This window comes from Thalassobacillus devorans MSP14, from assembly GCF_000496835.1.
In the GTDB taxonomy this organism is placed as follows: Bacteria; Bacillota; Bacilli; order Bacillales; family Halobacillaceae; genus Thalassobacillus; species Thalassobacillus devorans_B.
Genome location: NZ_KI543237.1, coordinates 409,869 through 427,880, shown reverse-complemented (window position 1 = coordinate 427,880; position 18,012 = coordinate 409,869). Strand labels below are relative to the sequence as shown.

Sequence of the window (18,012 nt, the reverse complement as noted above, 5' to 3'; positions counted from 1 at the left end):
TGTCACTCCAATATAAATAAATTTAGTGGATCAATCATCATGCTTTATCTTTTTGTTCCTTCATTTTCTGCAAAAGCATGCAAACGACAATGGTGCCGAGGACACACAAAAAGGTTTGGAAAGCCCTGGGTATTGGACCGATATTCACGAATAACCCAAACGCTATTCCAATCGCTCCCCACGAAGGTTTTTGAATAGCGAATTGCGCGATCACCCCTCCAAAAATGGCTGGAAGAACAAACCGAAACGAATCTGTGATAGACGCAGGAAGAAGTGATAATAAGTAAGAGCCGCCCAGGATAACGAATAAAATGATCATAATATTGACGAAAGATGCGGCGGCCATCGCTAAAGTGGAAGTGATTTCTCCTTTTTTTGTACCAGGTTCAGCGCCAACAACGCTTTGAGCAACAGAGGCACAGGGAAGGCACATGTTTCCGATATTACCGGTTAAAAAGGCGAGATATGTCCCAGATACACCTAATACCGGATAATAACTGATAGGTTCGACCACCCATACGATTGCAATGATCGAGGCATAGGCAGCAAAACCGGAAAGAATCGCAGACCATCCAGGATGAAAACCAAGCACAAATGAAAGATAAAGTGGGACCATTAATGTTAAAGTGATCACGGACCAAATCGTCAAACGTCCCCAAAAATGAGATTTCGTATGAAAAGTTTCAAAATCAAGTATCGTTTCTTCAGAGGTTTCCCGGGTATCGATCGTGCTTTCGCTAACCTGATTTCGTCCTGCAGGAATAGACATATTCATCGCCTTCCTTTCTAGTTAAGATATAAAATAGCCGACAGCTATTCCGACTATGATGACTAGACCCAGTGACCACTCTCTTAACCAGGCCCAGTTCAATTTATGGGATATCCACATAATGATCGGCATTACAATGAACGCTGCTACCAGGACGATAGATTCACTGAATCCTTTTACCATTTCCCTGCCTCCAAGATAGCTGAAGGCGCCTATCATTGCGGCAGTTGAGACAGCCTTTAAAGCGTTTACATTTTTGTTTTTGGCTGCGGCTTTATGCTGAATTTTTCCTAGTGACTTCGTGAATAACGCGACAAATAACATCCATCCTATGCCACCGAGGCACATCACCCATACAGCATTCGTAAACGCCTGCCCGGTAAAATTCTCAGAGCCTAAGCCTGCTCCAGCTGCTTCTGAACCCAGGCTTGCGCCTACGGTTTCTATTGCAGCTGAACCAATAATTCCAATGCGCATAAGGGATATAGGATCTCCTATCAATGTCATGAAGGAAATGACAACAAATACAATCGCTAACGAAGGGCCTAACGAGCTGATTGCTCCAGTCCTTATCGCTGCTCTCACCTCATCTGGAGTCATTCCGACAGAAGCACTTGTTTTCGTCGCAAGCCGGATAAATGTGATTGCCTGAAACACAACAATTCCAGCAACGAGTAAAGCGAAAATCCAAAGCCCGGTGCTATTGGCTAATTCCATCACGTTTTCCATGAATTTTTCCTCCTTGTCCTGCAAAAAGCACACGTTCTCCAACAAAGACCACGTTGTATGTAAAAATACTCACCACCCGACTTTAGAGATTTTTGAATATTAATTTTCAATATTATCTGAATAGTATATAATTTCAGATAAAGTATCAATATGGATATCAACAATATTCTGTAAAATTATTGTTGATATCCACATATTTAGGAGGAGACGATGAAAAACATGGAAGGATCCCTTCAGCAATTAAAAGAAGAATACCAAAAGGCTCACCGTGATATGATGAACCTCATGGAAAGTTTTCAGGCAATCAGCTCGACGCTTAATCTGGAAGAAGTACTGAAAAAAATCATGTGCTTTACTACCGATATATTTAAGTCAGCCAATGCAGGCTATATTCAGCTGTACGATTCAGTTTCCGAAAAATTGGTTGTCAAGGCGTATACCGGTTTTAACGAGAACATTCAATCGTTCAAAGTAAGAGTAGGTGAATCCATTACCGGAAAAGTCTTCAAAGACGGGTTTGTCAAACTCATTTATACGGAAAAAGAGATTTATGGCAGCATGGATAATTTAAGCAAAGAAAACTTCGACCACCTTCAAAAAGCCCAACTATATAGACAAGATATAAAATCGCTTATGTCCGTACCTATCTCCTACCGTTCAAAGCGAATCGGCGTAATGACACTTCATTGTTACGACACAGAGGAAGGGCTGAGCGAAACCGACCTCCTGCTCCTGCAAAGTTTCACTTCCCAGGCGGCTATCGCGATTCATAATGCGCAGCTTCATTCGGATGTACAGGAAAGCTTGAACGAAATCACCAGCCTGTCTGAAAAACTCCAGGAAGCCAATGATCTGCTGGCAAGAAGAACAGAAATCCATAATCTCCTTACACGATTATCTATTCAGAACAAAGGATTGAATGTGGTCTTAACAGAGATGAATCAAATGATGGAAAACAGCGTCATTTATGCAGATTATCTCGAAGGAAAACACCATCCTCAACATAAGCGACCCATGACAGAATGCCTGGATGATATTTTCCTTCTATTTGCCGGCCGGACAGAACCTGCTTATGTCACGGTCGATGGCCAATGGGAGACTACGTATTATGTACATCCCATTCGATCGGGCACTGTCTTTCTTGGATGTATTATGACAATAAAAGGCACCGCCTTATCTCAGCTTGACCGACTCATTATTGAACAAGGCGTACCTATTCTTGCGCTGGAAGTCATGAAGCAGCGATCACAGACAGAGATCAAGTATAAAAAAACGTATGAACGTTACCATCAATTTTTAAGCATCAACAATCCTCAACAAGCAGAAATGGCAGCAAATGATCTGGGTATATCCCTGCACTCATATATTCAGACGACCATCATTGAACTGGACGGCAATGTTGATCTCCACGCTTTGGAAAACGAAACACTGCTTTTACTCGCACATCTGAAAAGCAAGGTCGGCGCCAAAAACAGCCTGCTATTCAGCTATAACAACAAAATCACCTTTTTTTATTCAACTGACAATGCAAGCAGTGGAGCATACATGAGAAAGGCTATTCAAGAAAGCATAGAATGGTGGAATGAGCGTTATACCGTATCAGCGAGGGCAGGCATCAGCTCGGGTGACTATATTCCAGGTCAGGCTAAGAAAAACCAGGAGAAAGCAGAGCAGGCTCTTTTATACTTAAAAAAACAGAATAAGAAAGGGGTCCTCCATTACCGTGATATTGGAATCAGCCGCTTGTTTATCAACCATCCGCCAGAGGATATCGATATGTTCCTGCATGAGACGCTTGCACCGTTATGGACAGAAGGCGACAAGCATTCTGATCTCTTCCACACCCTATGCACCTATGTCCAGAATAACCGCTCCATGGCAGTAACTGCTAAAGACCTTCATATCCATACGAATACCCTCTACCACCGGATCAAAAAAATTGAGGAACTCCTTAATATAACTTTGAATGAGTATAAAGACTATTTGAAAGTTCAGCTCTCTGTCTATCTGTACCAAACCTTTCATGAATAAAGGGAAGGCAGTCCATCTTAAAAGAGTTTTTAGATTGAACCAAATAGAAAGACCGTTCGCGTTCCTTATTCAAACAAAAGATATAAGAATAAAAGTTTACAAGAATAATGCTAACGCTTACATTATGCTTGACATCCTCCTGTCAACCGATTAATCTGAAAATAATTACAATTTCAAAGCGGATGACCGTTGTAGGAGAGGCAGGATGAAGCTGCCGCCGAAGGAGCAAATTCCAAAAATGACCCTTGGAGCCAATCTCTCAGGTATACAGAACTGCAGCGTGACGCATCTCTGGAGAGAGCGTAAGAATGATTACGCCACCAAAGGGGAAGACTTCACATGGACAATGAAGCTTAAACTCTCAGGTGAAAGGACAGAGAAGGGTAGAACACTACCTTTTTTTGTCCTTTTTTGTATGGGCAAACTTGGAGAGACTTGCAAGTTTAAATCAATTTATCAAAGGAGGAACGACAGTGAATACGAATGGGAATAGATATCGAGCGAGGTTATTAATTACCTGTCCAGAGAAACCGGGCATTATATCAGATGTGACGAGTATATTGGCTGATCACCATGCAAATATCGTTACATTCGATCAGCATACCACAGACCCTCAAGATGGCATTTTTTTCATGAGGGCTGAGTTTGAATTAAAGGATTATGAAGATTCTTTTGGGAAAATAAAGGAAGATATGCATGGGTTAGCCGAAGAATATCCGATGGAATGGGAGTTAAGCAGTAGTAAAGAACGAAAGCGAATGGCCATCTTTGTTTCAAAGATGGATCATTGCCTGATGGAGCTGATCTGGCGATGGCGCTCAAACGAACTCCCGGTAGATATCCCGATGGTTATTAGCAATCATCCGGATTTGAAAGAGGAAGTCGAGTCTTATGGTATCCCTTATTACTACATTCCAGTGACGAAGGAAACGAAGGCCCAGGCTGAACAACAAGCTTTGGAATTGCTGAAAGGGAAAGTGGATTTTGTTGTCCTGGCAAGGTATATGCAAATTCTTTCTCCGAATTTCATTTCCCACTTTCCTAATCAGATTATTAATATCCATCATTCATTTTTACCGGCATTTGTGGGCGCTAACCCTTATGCGCGGGCATTCAACCGTGGTGTCAAGTTAATCGGGGCAACTGCTCATTATGTCACAAATGACCTCGATGAAGGTCCGATTATCCATCAGGATGTACAGCAAGTCGATCACCGCTATACCACGGAGGATCTGAAAACATCCGGGCGTCACGTGGAAAGAAGCGTGCTTGCTCAAGCGGTATCCTGGCAGCTTGAAGATAGAATCATCGTGCATGGTAATAAGACGATTGTATTTACCTGATCGCTGGCAGTCACCGGCTCGGGAAGAAGTGGTGGTAAGCCCACTCAAAGTGTAAAAATAATTTTGTAAAAGCAAGCAAAGCCCTGCAACATACAGGTGCTCTGCTTGCTTTTCTATTAGTCATGGTTTGCGCTATTTCAACAACTTTAGAGATTAGAGGCGAAATTACTATAAAGATAAGAAGGTAAGTCCGTGATTTTGCAAAAAAAATTTATTGATCAAACGATTGATCCAGGAGCTAAATTAATGGATGAAAACGACATATGGCGAGTGAAAAGAGGCACCTTCGACAAAACCTGTCCGGTTTTGGGTGTGCAAATTGGAAACCTGTCACCAGCTCATTATACAATAAGGGTACAGAATATTTCGACAGTAGGAGCGTGGAGAAATGAGTGATTGGATGATGGAGTTGAAAAGTAATATCCCTGAACAGCGGATATTGACGGAGTTAGCAGACCGATATAGTTACAGCTTTGATGCTTCTTTCGGGGAGCATTTGCCTGAGGTGGTGGTACAAGCAAAAAGTAAAGAAGAAGTCGTCCAAATTGTGCGTATCGCCAACCGATATAAGGTGCCGGTTTATCCCCGGGGGCAGGGGACATGTCTGAGTGGCGGCCCGTTGCCGGTGCATGGAGGAATCGTGCTCGACCTTTCTCAATGGCCGGAAAAAATTGACCTTAATGTAGAAGACCTTACCGTCAACGTATCGCCCAGCGTATTGACGGCGAATATCAACAAAGAAGCGGAAAAACACGGCCTGATGTATGCGCCTGATCCAAGCAGTGCCCATGTAGCCACCATCGGAGGGAACCTCGGAGAAAATTCCGGAGGGCCGCGTGGTCTCAAGTATGGTGTAACGAAAGACCATGTGTTGGGCCTTGAGCTGGTGACACCGGAAGGAGAAATTATCCGGACAGGAGGGCAGACCATCAAAAATGTCACAGGGTATGATTTAACGAAGTTGATTGTGGGATCCGAGGGCACCCTTGGCGTCATTACAGAAGCAACCCTGAAACTGATGCCAAAACCCCGGGCTGAGCAAACGGTGACGATTTCATTTGATGAGGTCCGTACGGCCGGACTTGCAATATCCCAAGTGTTAACATCAGGAATTCTGCCATCAAAAATGGAAATCATGGACCAGGCCTGCATCCGTGCAGTGGAAAGTTTTCAACCAGCAGGTCTGCCGGTTGATGCAGAGGCTATCGTCATCATTGAACTCGATGGCCACTCGCAGACGCTCGAAATAGAAACAGATCTGGTCCGGGAGATTATGAATGAAATCGGTGCTAAGGATATTTTGATCCCAAAAACGAAGGAAGAGGCCAATCAAATCTGGCAATCCAGAAAACAAGTATCACCTGCCATTGCTAAAATCAAACCAACGAAAGTGTCAGAAGATGCTACCGTTCCCCGCAGTAAAATTCCTGATATGATGGACCGCTTAAATGAAATTAGGGAAAAGTACAATGTAGAGCTTGTCGTTTTTGGGCATGCCGGTGATGGCAATCTTCATCCGAATATTTTATGTGACCAACGGGATAAGGAAGAAATGCGCCGGGTGGAGCAGGCGGTGGAAGCGATTTTCGAAGCAGCCATCGATCTCGGTGGAACTTTATCTGGGGAGCATGGAATCGGCACAATGAAAGCTCCTTTTATGGAAAATGAATTAGGAGCCGTGGGAGTTGAAATGATGAAGCGGATCAAAGACAGCTGGGATCCGAACCATATCATGAATCCCGGGAAAATTTTCGCAGAAAAAGGGCAAAAGCTGGTGTTGACGGATGACTGATATATTGAGTCTCCAGGAAAAAATCAATTACGATAAAACGTTTGACTGTGTGCAATGCGGCTATTGTCTGCCGGCCTGCCCTACTTACGAAACGATGGAACGGGAAACCCATTCGCCAAGGGGGCGTATCAATTTGGTGAAGCTGGTGGCAGAAAATAAGGCTTCGATTGAAGATTTACGGGAACCGATTGAAAAATGCCTGGGCTGTATGGCATGTACCACGGTTTGTCCGACTAACGTACAGTATGGTCAGATTTTAGAAGGAGCAAAAGAAGTCATTGAGGATCAACGTTCTGAAGCAGGAGAGCGAAGTAGAATAGAGGATTTTTTATTTGAGTCGTTCTTTCCTTCTGGAAAATGGATGCATACACTCGGGAATCTGACCTGGTTTTATCAAAGGTCAGGCTTGCAGGCTGTTGCCAACCGATTATCGCTCACACAGGCTGCCCCACTTCATTTAGAAAAGTTTGAGCGGGTAATACCGGCACAGCCTTCCCCAAAAATGCGGGCAAAGCGTGCGAACCACTATCAACCAGAGATTCCAGCGACAGCTACAGTTGCTTTTTTTACCGGCTGTGTCATGGATGGGATGTTCTTTGAAACCAATCAGCATACCATTGAACTTTTAGTTCGATGCGGGCTGGAAGTCATTCTGCCAGAGGAGCAGACATGCTGCGGGGCTCTTCATGCGCATGCAGGTAAAATCGACGACTCCAGAAATTTGGCAAAACGTAATATCGAAGCGTTCGAGGAATCGGAGGCAGCTTATATTATTAACAATGCGGGAGGCTGCGGCGCCCGTTTGATCGAGTACCACCATTTATTTGAGGAAGGGTCCGACTGGTATGAACGGGCGAAGCGGTTTGTTTCTAAAGTAAAAGATATTTCGCAGATTCTTATAGAAGTGGAAGAACTGGAATTCACTAAACCGATTAACCGTACGGTAACCTATCAGCCTTCCTGTCATATGACCAATGTACAAGGTGTTAAAACGCCGCCACTGGAGCTGATCAAAAAAATACCCGGAATTACGTTGAAAGAATTGGACAGGCCGGACTTTTGCTGTGGCTCAGCAGGTATCTATAATATTATCAATTATGAGGATTCCATGGAAATATTGGATGTGAAAATGAAAGATGTGTGTGGGACGGATCCGGAATCTATCATTACTACTAATCCAGGGTGTCTGTTGCAGATGAAGCTTGGAATCGAGCGGGAAGGTGCAACAGACACAATGGATGCTGTCCATCTGGTCGATCTTTTGCTAGAGGCGGGGCCGTGCGTGAAATAATGAAAAAAGAGGCTGGGGCAAAAAGAATATAATTTAAATAAATCCCGAACAAATTCCACTGAATTGTTCGGGATTTATTTATTCAACAATATATGAAGGACCGCTTCGTCAAAATACTTCGCTTTCCGCGGGCACGGCCTCAGCCTCCTCAGAAAACACAGACCGCTTTCTTCCGGGGTCTTCAGACTCGTGCTGTTCCCCCAGGAGTCTACGTATTTTGACTACGCTCACTCTTACCCTTCTCAAATTGTCTTTTCTGTTAACCGATATACTTTTGTCTCAGTCTCTTTACTAGTTTCTTCTATTATATAGATCTCAATTTGTTGAGGATTAACCGCTGCTCAACAGATGCTACCAGCCTTCTTGTGTCAGCCACCGTATCCGGGTTGATACTTACACTATCAATCCCTTCCTGGATCAGGAATTCTGTGAATTCAGGGTATAAAGATGGTCCCTGACCACAAATCGAAACGGTTTTATCATGTTTATGCGCAGCATGGATCAACATTTTGATCGCTTGTTTGACAGCAGGGTTACGCTCATCGAAATATCCCATCGTGTTCAAAATGCCGGAATCGCGGTCTGAGCCAAGAATCAACTGGGTCAGGTCATTGCTTCCGATGCTGAATCCGTCGACTAATTGGGCGAAATCCTCGGCCTGGAAGATGACAGATGGTACTTCTGCCATGATCCATATTTTGAACTGCTGGTCCTGCTTCAGACCTTCTTCAGCCATAATTTCTTTGACGCGTTCTACTTCCCAGGTCGTGCGGACGAAAGGAAGCATCGTCCAGACGTTGACTAAGCCGTATTCGTCACGGACTTTTTTAATGGCCCGGCATTCCAGACGGAAACCTTCCTCGTATTCAGGAGAGATGTAGCGGGAAACCCCACGCCAGCCAATCATTGGATTTGCTTCAATCGGTTCTACTTCCTCGCCGCCTTTTAGACCCCGGAATTCATTGGACCGGAAGTCGCTTAGACGAACGACGATCGGCTTTGGATAGATGTCCTGGGCTACCTTTGTTATTCCCTCTGCCATTTTATCGATAAATTGTTTTTCTTCGCCGTTCTTTAACAGGTACATCGGATGGGCGCCGACCAGGTGAGTGAAAATGAACTCGGTACGCATCAAACCGATGCCATCAAAAGGAAGGTTCTTGTACTTGCCGATTAAATCAGGTTCACCAAGGTTCATATAAACTTTCGTCCCTGTAATCGGGGCCAGCTGGTGCAGGTTAATTTGTTCTGTCCCAGATGACTCTATGTTTCTATCATTCTTAGTTTCTTCCTGTTTGTCTTCCAAAATTCCCTGATAGACTACACCCCGGGTCGCATCAACGGTCACTTCCATACCTTCTGCCAGGACGTCAGTCGCGTTGTTTGAACCGACGATACAAGGTATGCCGAATTCCCGTGAAACGATAGCTGCGTGGCACGTCCGTCCACCTTCATTTGTAACCACGGCCGCTGCTTTTTTCATGGCAGGCATCATATCCGGGTTCGTCATGATGGTAACCAGAATATCACCATCTTCCACCTTGGATATTTCCGTGATATCTTTGATTTTTCGTACCTTTCCACTTCCTGTTCCTGGAGAAGCAGCCAGTCCGCGTAACAGTGACACTCGGTTCGATTCTGCTTGAGCTTGTTCTATCACAGTTGTTTCCTCCTCTTTTAATGTGGTGATCGGTCGTGCTTGTAGAATATATAGTTCATCCGTGTCGCTATCGATCGCCCACTCAATATCCTGCGGGGAATTGTATAACCTTTCAATCCGAAGGGCGTCGGTAGATAGCTGATCGATTTCTGTTTCCGTCAGGCACTGTTGGGTCACGAGATCCTCTCCTAAAAATTCTTTAACAGCGACTTTGGTAGTTCCAACGGATTTTTCATTTTTCACGATCAAAAAATTTTTCGTAGCAATATGTTTTTCTATTACCTGGTTGTCTCGTTTATCAACGATGTATTCATCCGGGGAGACCATCCCCGACACCACGGATTCACCTAATCCCCAGCTGGCATTGATCATCATTTGATTATGGTCTTCCGTTATTGGATTCGAGGTGAATAAAACTCCTGCTTTTTTACTGTTCACCATTTTCTGCACGACAGCGGATAACGAAACATCAAAGTGATCAAAATGCTGTTTTTCACGATAGTAGATCGCACGTGCTGTCCAAAGAGAGGCCCAGCATTTTTTTATGTGGTGAATGACTTCTGTAATTCCTTCAATCTCAAGGTACGTATCCTGCTGGCCAGCGAAGGAGGCTTCCGGTAAATCCTCTGCTGTGGCAGAACTGCGAACTGCTACAAACAGGTCATCCACTTGAAGGTTGCGTTGGAATTGTGCGTATGCTTCACGGATTTCCTTGTCGATCGGTTCTAAAATATCGGTTTTAAGGATCAGGTTTCTGATTTCAGCACTCGTAATTTGAAGCTGTTCATGATTCTCAATATCCAGCCCATTGATCAACTCGAGTATGTACTTATCCAGGTTACGCTCGGCAATAAAGTCACTGTATGCTTTGGCAGTGACGCAAAAACCAGGAGGGACCTTGACACCTCCGTTTATCAGTTCACCCAGGTTAGCACCTTTCCCGCCAACGAGGGGGATGTCTTCCTTGTGAATTTCTTCAAACCAACGAATATACGGCTGCTTAATCAATTTCTATCTCCTCCATATCAGATTTGCAATTTAGTATAACACATTAATTTTATTGTGTCATACTTTTATTCGTATATATTAATAAAATGAGCACTTTTAATAGAGGAAGAGACGCTGATTTGTTGATTGACTTGCTATGGGTTAGAATGAAAATGATTTCAAACGAAGGCAGCAGGTGGTTGATATGAACGACAGACAAAAAGAATTGATACGAATATTAGCGTTGCATTCCGACGGCTACAAACAGGTGAAGGAGCTTGCGGGTGAACTGGATTGTTCAGAAAAAACGGTGCGCAACGATCTGAAAGCAGTCGAGGTTTTTTTGCAAGCTTATCCTGCCGCTTCGCTTATCCGTAAGCCTGGACTGGGCGTTCGTTTATCTATTAAACAGGAAGAAAAGTCCCGGTTATTTGACCAGTTGTATCACTCGGAAATTAAGTCTCCCGACGACCGCCTGCTTGAAATAACTTACCATTTGCTGGTCAATGACCGGCCTGTTACCTTGACGCAATTGGCTGATACCTATTTCGTCAACAAAAATGTAATTAAAAATGATTTAGCCATGATTGCCCGCTGGCTGGAACGATTTAATCTTGAATTGACCTCCCGGCAGCGCCTCGGTCATATCATCCAGGGCGGGGAGCTGCAGAAACGGAATGCGTTAGCCCGTCTTCCGGAACTCGTTTCTTCCAGTGCAGGGAACAATAAAGAGATAGTAAACTTGTTTCCTTCCTATGAGGTGAACATTGTCCGGCAGTTTCTCAAGGAAATGCAGCACCATTTTTCTGTGCTAAAGGGAGAAGGAGACTTCGAAAGTCTCCTGATTCATGCCTTAGTCATGATCAAACGCACAGCCCAGCGTGCACCGATTCAGCTGGAAAGCGCCGGGGAAGCTAATGTGGCAGAGACAGAAGAATACGGGATAGCGACCTGGTTTTTGAAGCGGTTGGAGCGAACGCTTAACATGCCATTTCCGGAAGAAGAACGTGTTTACTTTGCGTTACATCTATTAAGCAGCAGAGGAACCCACCATCCCTTTAACCAAGCAAAGGGCTCCGGGGTAACGGAAATCGTTGAAGAATTAACTTCAAAATTGCAGAAGCTTACGCTGGTTGATTTTTCTGCCGATCAGACGCTGATGGCCGGACTTCACACCCATATGGAACCGACGATCAGCCGGATCCGGTTCGGGTTCACAATCCAGAACCCACTGCTCAGCGAGATTAAGAAAAAGTATCCTTACATGTTCAGTATGGTCATGCTTGCATTGGAAGAGGTAGAAACAGAATATCATCTGACTTTTCCGGAAGAAGAAGCAGCTTACCTGGTGCTTCACTTCCAGGCAGCCGTCGAACGATTGCATAGGAAACGGAATCAAGCAAAAAAAGTGCTGATCGTCTGCGATCTCGGTGTCGGTATGTCCCATTTACTGCAGGCAAAACTTGAACAGTCGTATACAGGATTTGATGTGATAGCTGCTGTAGGGGAATGGCAGCTGGAAGAAACCCTGCGGGAACAGCCGGTTGATTTAATCGTCTCGACCAAACCGCTTCCAGAGGTCGATGTACCCAACCTGGTCGTTTCCCCGTTGTTAGAAGGTAAGGATAAAAAGCGTCTCGATGAGTTCTTGCAATCGATGGAAAACGAGGTCCAAGCCGATCAGGCGATGGACACACTTATCGAGCTGATCGATGAAAAATTCATTTATTTAGGTGTCCAGCAAGAGCACCGGTTTGAAGTTGTCGAACTGCTTGCCAATGGATTAATGGAACAAGGAAGGGTAACCTCGGTTTTCCCGCATAGCGCGTTAGCCAGGGAACGTTCGTCTGCGACATCCATTGGTGGCGGCATCGCTATTCCCCATGCCCACTCGGAGGAGGTGCACCGTTCCACTGTCGCGATGGCTGTGCTGCGTGAACCATTGGAATGGGGAAGGGAACAGGTTTCCGTTGTGTTTCTTTTGGCGATAGCAAAGGATGACCAGGTGATGACGAAGCCACTTATCCAGGCGATATCCACCATTAGTGAAAACCATGAATTAGTCCATAGGTTAACAGAAGCAGGAGATGCCACGGAAATTATGTGGCTGCTCGATCAATAATTCATTTTTACCGGAGCTACGGTAAAAATGAATTATTTTTTATGGCGAAAATTGTCGTATCATAAGGTTACAAATAAAAAAGAGTGAGGTGGAAACACATGAAAATACTAGCTGTAACCGCGTGTCCGGTTGGAATCGCTCATACGTATATGGCTGCTGAAAACTTGCAAAAAGCAGGCGAAGAAATGGGCGTTGATATCAAAGTGGAGACACAAGGTTCGATAGGTGTTGAGAACGCGCTGACCGATAAAGATATCGAGGAAGCAGACGGCATCATCATCGCCAGTGACAAAGAAGTTTCCAAGGAACGTTTTATCGGGAAGAAACTCGTAGTCGTAGGCGTACAGGAAGGAATCCGTGATCCTAAAGCGCTGATCCAGCGTATTCAGGAAGGAAATGTATCCGTTTACAAAGCGGGTGCGGCTTCCGTAAATGATGTGAAAAAACAAAAGAAGGAAAAAGAAAATCCAATTTATCGTCACTTGATGAACGGGGTATCCTACATGATTCCGTTTATCGTTGTCGGGGGACTTTTGATAGCGCTCGCATTAGCACTAGGCGGTGAACAGACACCTGGAGGTCTTAAGATTCCAGAGGATTCATTCTGGAAGCAGATTGAAGCATTAGGTGGAGCATCGTTTACATTCATGGTACCGATTTTGGCCGGTTTCATTGCTGTCAGTATTGCTGACCGTCCTGGTTTAGCGCCGGGTGTCATCGGCGGGTATATCGCTGCCAATGGAAGTTTTTATGGAAGTGAAGCAGGAGCCGGTTTCATTGGTGGTATCATCGCCGGGTTCTTAGCAGGTTATGTTGTTTTAGCTATCAAGAAAATCAAAGTACCGCAGGCTGTACAGCCAGTCATGCCGATTATTTTCATTCCGATTCTGGCGTCCCTGGTTGTCGGATTGCTGTTCATCTTTGTGATCGGTGCACCGGTTGCCAGTGTATTTGAAGGACTGACCGGATGGCTTGAAGGCATGCAGGGTACAAGTTCAATTGTATTGGCGATGATTCTTGGTGCCATGATCGCTGTCGATATGGGTGGACCATTTAACAAAGTTGCGTTCTTATTCGGTGCTGCCATGATCGCAGAAGGTAACTATGGCATCATGGGACCAATCGCAGTTGCCATCGCTATCCCGCCAATCGGCATGGGATTGGCCACTTTCATCAATAAAAAGAAATACCAGCAGGCCGAGCGCGAAACGGGTAAAGCATCGTTTACGATGGGATTATTCGGTATCACCGAAGGCGCAATTCCATTCGCGGCTCAGGATCCGCTCCGCGTCATTCCGAGTATTGTTGTCGGTTCGATGACAGGGTCCGTAATCGCGATGCTGAGCAATGTCGGTGACCGTGTCGCCCACGGCGGCCCGATTGTGGCGGTCTTGGGAGCAGTAGACAACGTGTTGATGTTCTTTGTTGCATTAGCTGTCGGGGTCGTCGTCACCGCGTTCATGGTCAACTTCTTGAAAAAAGATGTGGCCGTAACTGGTATGCCAGCTGGAGAAACAGCTGTGGAGGATGAATCTGTTGAAAAACCTGATGCAGAAGCTACAGATATTGAAGCTGAGAAGCCAGAACAGCCAAAAGAAATTACGAAACTGACGGACATCACAACACCTGAATTAATTAATATCGATTTGGCAGGAACGAGTCGTGATGACGTCATTGATGAACTGATTGACACATTGAATGCAGAAGGCATACTCGATTCACAGGCAGATTTCAAACAAGCGATCCTGGATCGTGAACAGGAAAGCAGCACAGGACTTGGCATGAACATCGCCATCCCGCATGGAAAATCAACTGCTGTCAAAAAGCCAGCCGTCGTGTTCGGTATCAAGCGTGACGGTGTCGACTGGAACAGCATGGATGGTACCGATGCGAAACTCATCTTCATGATTGCTGTGCCAAAAGAGCGCCAGGGCGATGACCATTTGAAGATCTTACAAATGCTATCACGTCGCTTGATGGATGAGAAGTTCAGAGATGAGTTACTGAATGTGGAGACGAGAGAAGAGGCTTATCGTTTGTTGGAAACGATACGGTAAGAAGGAAGCGAGCAGATTAGATGTCTGCTCGCTTTTTTTGAGGAAGTGTAACCAGGAACGCGACCTGGGTTTTGGAAAACCCCTTTACCATAAAGAGAGGATAACGTATGCTTGTCGATAATAGTTGGTGGAAATAGGGAGGGGGCAATTTGATGGAAAGTGAAAAACGGTTGATGAGTTTAATAAATTCAGTCCGAGTGTTAAATTCAACGCGCGACCTTTCCGAGGTATTGGAGCAGTTGATCAGAGAGGTACTTAATGTGATTGGTGGCGCGAATGCAAGCGTGCTGTTCCTTTACGACGAACAATCGGACATGCTCTATGCTAAAAGTGCTATCGGCTTTGATATGGATTATATGCAAGAAATAAAATTACGCCCAGGCGAAGGCATGAGTGGACGGACATTCTTATCTAAGGAAGGTAGAATTTTCTCTTCTCCCTCCGATACAGCTTATGGTATGTCTAATATATCATCAAAAACAGAGCAGACTTACGCGAGCTCCTTAGGAAGAATGGAATATCCGGTCAGTGCTATTTGTGTGCCATTAATCACTAATGGGGAGTGTATCGGCGTTCTGACCGTAGATATTTTCGAAGAAGATATACAATTCGATGATTCCGATCTGCAATTACTTGAAACATTTGCAGGCCAGGCGACCATTGCTATTGAAAATGCTACATTATTTTCTCAAAATGAACGGACTAAACGGATTCATGAAGAGCTCTCCAGGGTATCCTTGTCAAAAGGTGGACTAAAAGACATTACTGTTTCCCTTTCCAACCTGATTGAAAAGCCGGTTATGGTATTTAATGAAGTATTGGAAACGCTGGCTGTTTCAGAGCAGCCTATTGTCTCTTTAGCCAAAGATTTAAAGAACAATTATACTTCGTTACTGGATGAATCTGTATTTCAAACAAAACTGAATTCTCAGCTGATCTTCCTCAAAGATAAGGAATACCTGGTCTATTTTTTCCCCATACACACAGAGGTGCGTTCGTTTGGACTGCTTACGATACTGGTTGAAAAGGGTACCAGTCTTGACCCTCTGGATCGTTTCGCAATTGAGCAGGCGGTTACGGTGTTCGCTATGGAAATCGATCGGCAGGAGCGTCTGGTTGCAGAGGATTTCAGTTATTCAGGTACCATATTAGAGCGACTGATCCATGACCCGTATGACGATTTATCATCAATTAACCTTGCTAAAATTAATTTCCCGGAATTGGATCACCATCATTATGTAGTGGCCCAGCTTTATATTAAACATCCATTGCTCGCTTTTGAAAAAATCGCTGATAAGAAACAGCAAATGATGCGGATTATTTACCGGGAAGTTTCCCGTTTACCATATAAAACACTGGTATATGACCGCAATCTGGAAGTGACGATGATGTTCACCGTTTCCGCAAGATTAGATGAAAACCAGGTTTATCATCAGTTGGAAAGTCTATTTGAAACCATAATCAAGCTGGGAGCAGAGCAGTTGGAGCTCACCAATAACGTAGGATTCGGTCAGGTGGTAGAAAAGTTGAAAGATGTGCGTATTTCCTATCACGATGCCAGGCGTTGTATAGAGTTTTTGCAATCGACGTATAAGGAGAAATACATGCTGAATTACCAACAACTTGGGCCTTATCGTCTTTTCTTGAAAATGGATCGGAAAGAATTACGCGAATATACTAATGATGTTTTAGGGGTAATCAAAAGATACGATAATAGAAATGAAACAGAACTGCTAAAAACTTTGAAAACTTATTTAGATACGAATCAAAGCATGACTCAAAGTGCCAAGAAACTGTATGTCCACGTCAATACCATCAAATATCGTTTAAAAACTATATACGAGCAATTGGGTTTGGAAAAATTAAATGGGCAAAAAGCCTTTGAACTTCAGCTTGGATTGAGTATTTTAGAATATTTAGATGAATAGAATCAAGATTGTGGGTAACCGACAAAAATAATTGTTTATATTTGTCGGTTACCCATATGTTTTATCGTCCTGAATTATCTTATAATTTTGACTATTACATCAAAGAGGACGTGAATTTATGCAGCCCATTTATATTGTTTTGTTACTTGTTGCCATCATCGCATTAGGGGAAGTACTTTCGTTATCTACGAGAGCGAAGATTCCCACCTTATTGGTGGTCATCGCCACAACATTCGTATTGCTTCAGACAGGTATTTTGCCTGAATCATACATTGAAGCATCTACATTTGTTGCTGCCGGTAGTGTGCTTGTTCCGGTCTTAATTGTACACCTGGGGACATTAATTCCATTACCAGTGATAAAAAAACAGTACCAGGCAGTACTCATTACCGTAATAGGATTAATTATTTCGGTCGTGACTATGCTTTCTCTCATAACGCTGTTTTTCGATTACAGTACTGCTGTAGCTGGTGCTGGTCCACTGACAGGGGGGATCATCGCCTACATCGTGACTTCAGAAGGTTTGACTGCAGCAGGCTACACCTCCATTGCAGCTATACCGGTAGTTGTTTTTGCTCTGCAAAACCTTGTCGGCATGCCGCTCACTTCGATTTTATTGAGTAAATATGCGCTAAGCATTCGTGATAGTCTGGCTGATGAAGCAGTAGCAACCACAGAACAGCCAGACAGTCCATTGGCAGCGGATCCAGATAAAAAGCTGATTATACCAGCACGCTTCATGCAAAGTCACTTTTTCATCCTCTTCCTGTTATTCATTGGAGGTGCTCTGGCTACCTGGCTTGGCAGTATCACTGGCATCAACTACAGCCTCTGGTCACTGGCAATTGGGGTAGCGGGCTCTGCGTTTCGCTTTTATCCAGACCGTGCTCTTGATAAATCGAATAGTACCGGTCTTGCCATGGTGGCATTGATCATCGTAGTCATCAATTCCCTTGTGGGCATCACCTGGGATCAGGTCGTATCGGCTTTATTGCCTGTTATCTTCATTATTGTCATCGGTACAACTGGTCTTATCATCGGCGGCATTATTGGCGGAAAAATTTTTAAATGGAAACCGACGAAATCGATTCCTGTCGTGTTAACAGCACTATACGGTTTTCCTGGTGATTATCTGATAGTAGAAGAAGTGAGCAGAAGTGTTGGACGCAATGAAGCGGAGCAGCGACGGATTATGAATGAACTCGTAGCACCCATGCTGATCGGCGGGTTCACTTCTGTCACGATAGGCTCCATTGTTATCGCAAGTATTTTAATAGGAACGCTATAAAAAAGGAGAATGATA

At 44.3% G+C, this 18,012-nt stretch carries 12 protein-coding genes and 1 riboswitch; of the genes, 9 read left to right on the top strand and 3 right to left on the bottom strand.

The features are described 5' to 3' along the window. Positions 1-37: 37 nt before the first annotated feature. Positions 38-769 carry a hypothetical protein gene (locus P855_RS0112510; protein ID WP_028783893.1) on the bottom strand — a complete coding sequence of 244 codons (732 nt, stop codon included), beginning with the start codon at positions 767-769 and terminating at the stop codon, positions 38-40. A 21-nt stretch (positions 770-790) separates the two neighbouring features. Then, positions 791-1,498 carry a DUF5058 family protein gene (locus P855_RS0112505; protein ID WP_028783892.1) on the bottom strand — a complete coding sequence of 236 codons (708 nt, stop codon included), beginning with the start codon at positions 1,496-1,498 and terminating at the stop codon, positions 791-793. A 210-nt stretch (positions 1,499-1,708) separates the two neighbouring features. Here P855_RS0112505 and P855_RS0112500 point away from each other — a divergent pair, with 210 nt between their 5' ends. The 5 genes from P855_RS0112500 to P855_RS0112475 all read left to right on the top strand — a co-directional run bounded on the left by P855_RS0112500 (position 1,709) and on the right by P855_RS0112475 (position 7,955). Next, positions 1,709-3,529, top strand: a complete 1,821-nt coding sequence (locus P855_RS0112500) for a helix-turn-helix domain-containing protein (RefSeq protein ID WP_028783891.1) — start codon at positions 1,709-1,711, stop codon at positions 3,527-3,529. Between the two features lie 281 nt (positions 3,530-3,810). After that, positions 3,811-3,916: riboswitch (glycine riboswitch) on the top strand. Between the two features lie 86 nt (positions 3,917-4,002). Next, complete coding sequence (gene purU / locus P855_RS0112490) at positions 4,003-4,872, top strand: formyltetrahydrofolate deformylase (protein WP_028783889.1); 870 nt, start codon at positions 4,003-4,005, stop codon at positions 4,870-4,872. A gap of 192 nt (positions 4,873-5,064) precedes the next feature. Continuing rightward, positions 5,065-5,268, top strand: coding sequence for a hypothetical protein (locus P855_RS0112485; protein WP_028783888.1), 204 nt, complete (start codon positions 5,065-5,067; stop codon positions 5,266-5,268). Then, a complete protein-coding gene (locus P855_RS0112480; RefSeq protein ID WP_028783887.1) occupies positions 5,261-6,664 on the top strand; it encodes an FAD-binding oxidoreductase in 1,404 nt (467 codons plus the stop codon). Before P855_RS0112485 ends, P855_RS0112480 begins: the two co-directional genes overlap by 8 nt. After that, positions 6,657-7,955 carry a (Fe-S)-binding protein gene (locus tag P855_RS0112475; RefSeq protein WP_028783886.1) on the top strand — a complete coding sequence of 433 codons (1,299 nt, stop codon included), beginning with the start codon at positions 6,657-6,659 and terminating at the stop codon, positions 7,953-7,955. The genes P855_RS0112480 and P855_RS0112475 overlap by 8 nt, the downstream gene beginning before the upstream one ends. A 304-nt stretch (positions 7,956-8,259) precedes the next feature. On the opposite strand, the gene ppsA is transcribed toward P855_RS0112475, so the two are convergent. Then, a complete protein-coding gene (gene ppsA / locus P855_RS0112465; protein WP_028783885.1) occupies positions 8,260-10,623 on the bottom strand; it encodes a phosphoenolpyruvate synthase in 2,364 nt (787 codons plus the stop codon). A gap of 184 nt (positions 10,624-10,807) precedes the next feature. Between ppsA and P855_RS0112460 the strand changes: the two genes are divergently transcribed. The 4 genes from P855_RS0112460 to P855_RS0112445 all read left to right on the top strand — a co-directional run bounded on the left by P855_RS0112460 (position 10,808) and on the right by P855_RS0112445 (position 17,997). Next, positions 10,808-12,724 carry a BglG family transcription antiterminator gene (locus tag P855_RS0112460; protein ID WP_028783884.1) on the top strand — a complete coding sequence of 639 codons (1,917 nt, stop codon included), beginning with the start codon at positions 10,808-10,810 and terminating at the stop codon, positions 12,722-12,724. A 98-nt stretch (positions 12,725-12,822) separates the two neighbouring features. Next, on the top strand, positions 12,823-14,781 hold the full coding sequence (locus P855_RS0112455) for a PTS fructose transporter subunit IIABC (RefSeq protein ID WP_028783883.1): 1,959 nt from the start codon (positions 12,823-12,825) through the stop codon (positions 14,779-14,781). Positions 14,782-14,933: 152 nt separating this feature from the next. Beyond that, positions 14,934-16,709 (top strand): helix-turn-helix domain-containing protein, encoded by a 1,776-nt coding sequence (locus P855_RS0112450; RefSeq protein ID WP_028783882.1) that lies wholly within the window; start codon positions 14,934-14,936, stop codon positions 16,707-16,709. Between the two features lie 118 nt (positions 16,710-16,827). Continuing rightward, positions 16,828-17,997 carry a hypothetical protein gene (locus P855_RS0112445; RefSeq protein WP_028783881.1) on the top strand — a complete coding sequence of 390 codons (1,170 nt, stop codon included), beginning with the start codon at positions 16,828-16,830 and terminating at the stop codon, positions 17,995-17,997. The last annotated feature ends 15 nt before the right edge of the window (positions 17,998-18,012 follow it).

Coding starts and splice junctions, on each gene's coding strand:
- P855_RS0112460 (WP_028783884.1), top strand. CDS start 10,808: ATGAACGACAGACAAAAAGAATTGATACGAATATTAGCGTTGCATTCC.
- P855_RS0112445 (WP_028783881.1), top strand. CDS start 16,828: ATGCAGCCCATTTATATTGTTTTGTTACTTGTTGCCATCATCGCATTA.
- P855_RS0112500 (WP_028783891.1), top strand. CDS start 1,709: ATGAAAAACATGGAAGGATCCCTTCAGCAATTAAAAGAAGAATACCAA.
- P855_RS0112505 (WP_028783892.1), bottom strand. CDS start 1,498: ATGGAAAACGTGATGGAATTAGCCAATAGCACCGGGCTTTGGATTTTC.
- P855_RS0112475 (WP_028783886.1), top strand. CDS start 6,657: ATGACTGATATATTGAGTCTCCAGGAAAAAATCAATTACGATAAAACG.
- P855_RS0112480 (WP_028783887.1), top strand. CDS start 5,261: ATGAGTGATTGGATGATGGAGTTGAAAAGTAATATCCCTGAACAGCGG.
- P855_RS0112450 (WP_028783882.1), top strand. CDS start 14,934: ATGGAAAGTGAAAAACGGTTGATGAGTTTAATAAATTCAGTCCGAGTG.
- P855_RS0112455 (WP_028783883.1), top strand. CDS start 12,823: ATGAAAATACTAGCTGTAACCGCGTGTCCGGTTGGAATCGCTCATACG.
- P855_RS0112510 (WP_028783893.1), bottom strand. CDS start 769: ATGTCTATTCCTGCAGGACGAAATCAGGTTAGCGAAAGCACGATCGAT.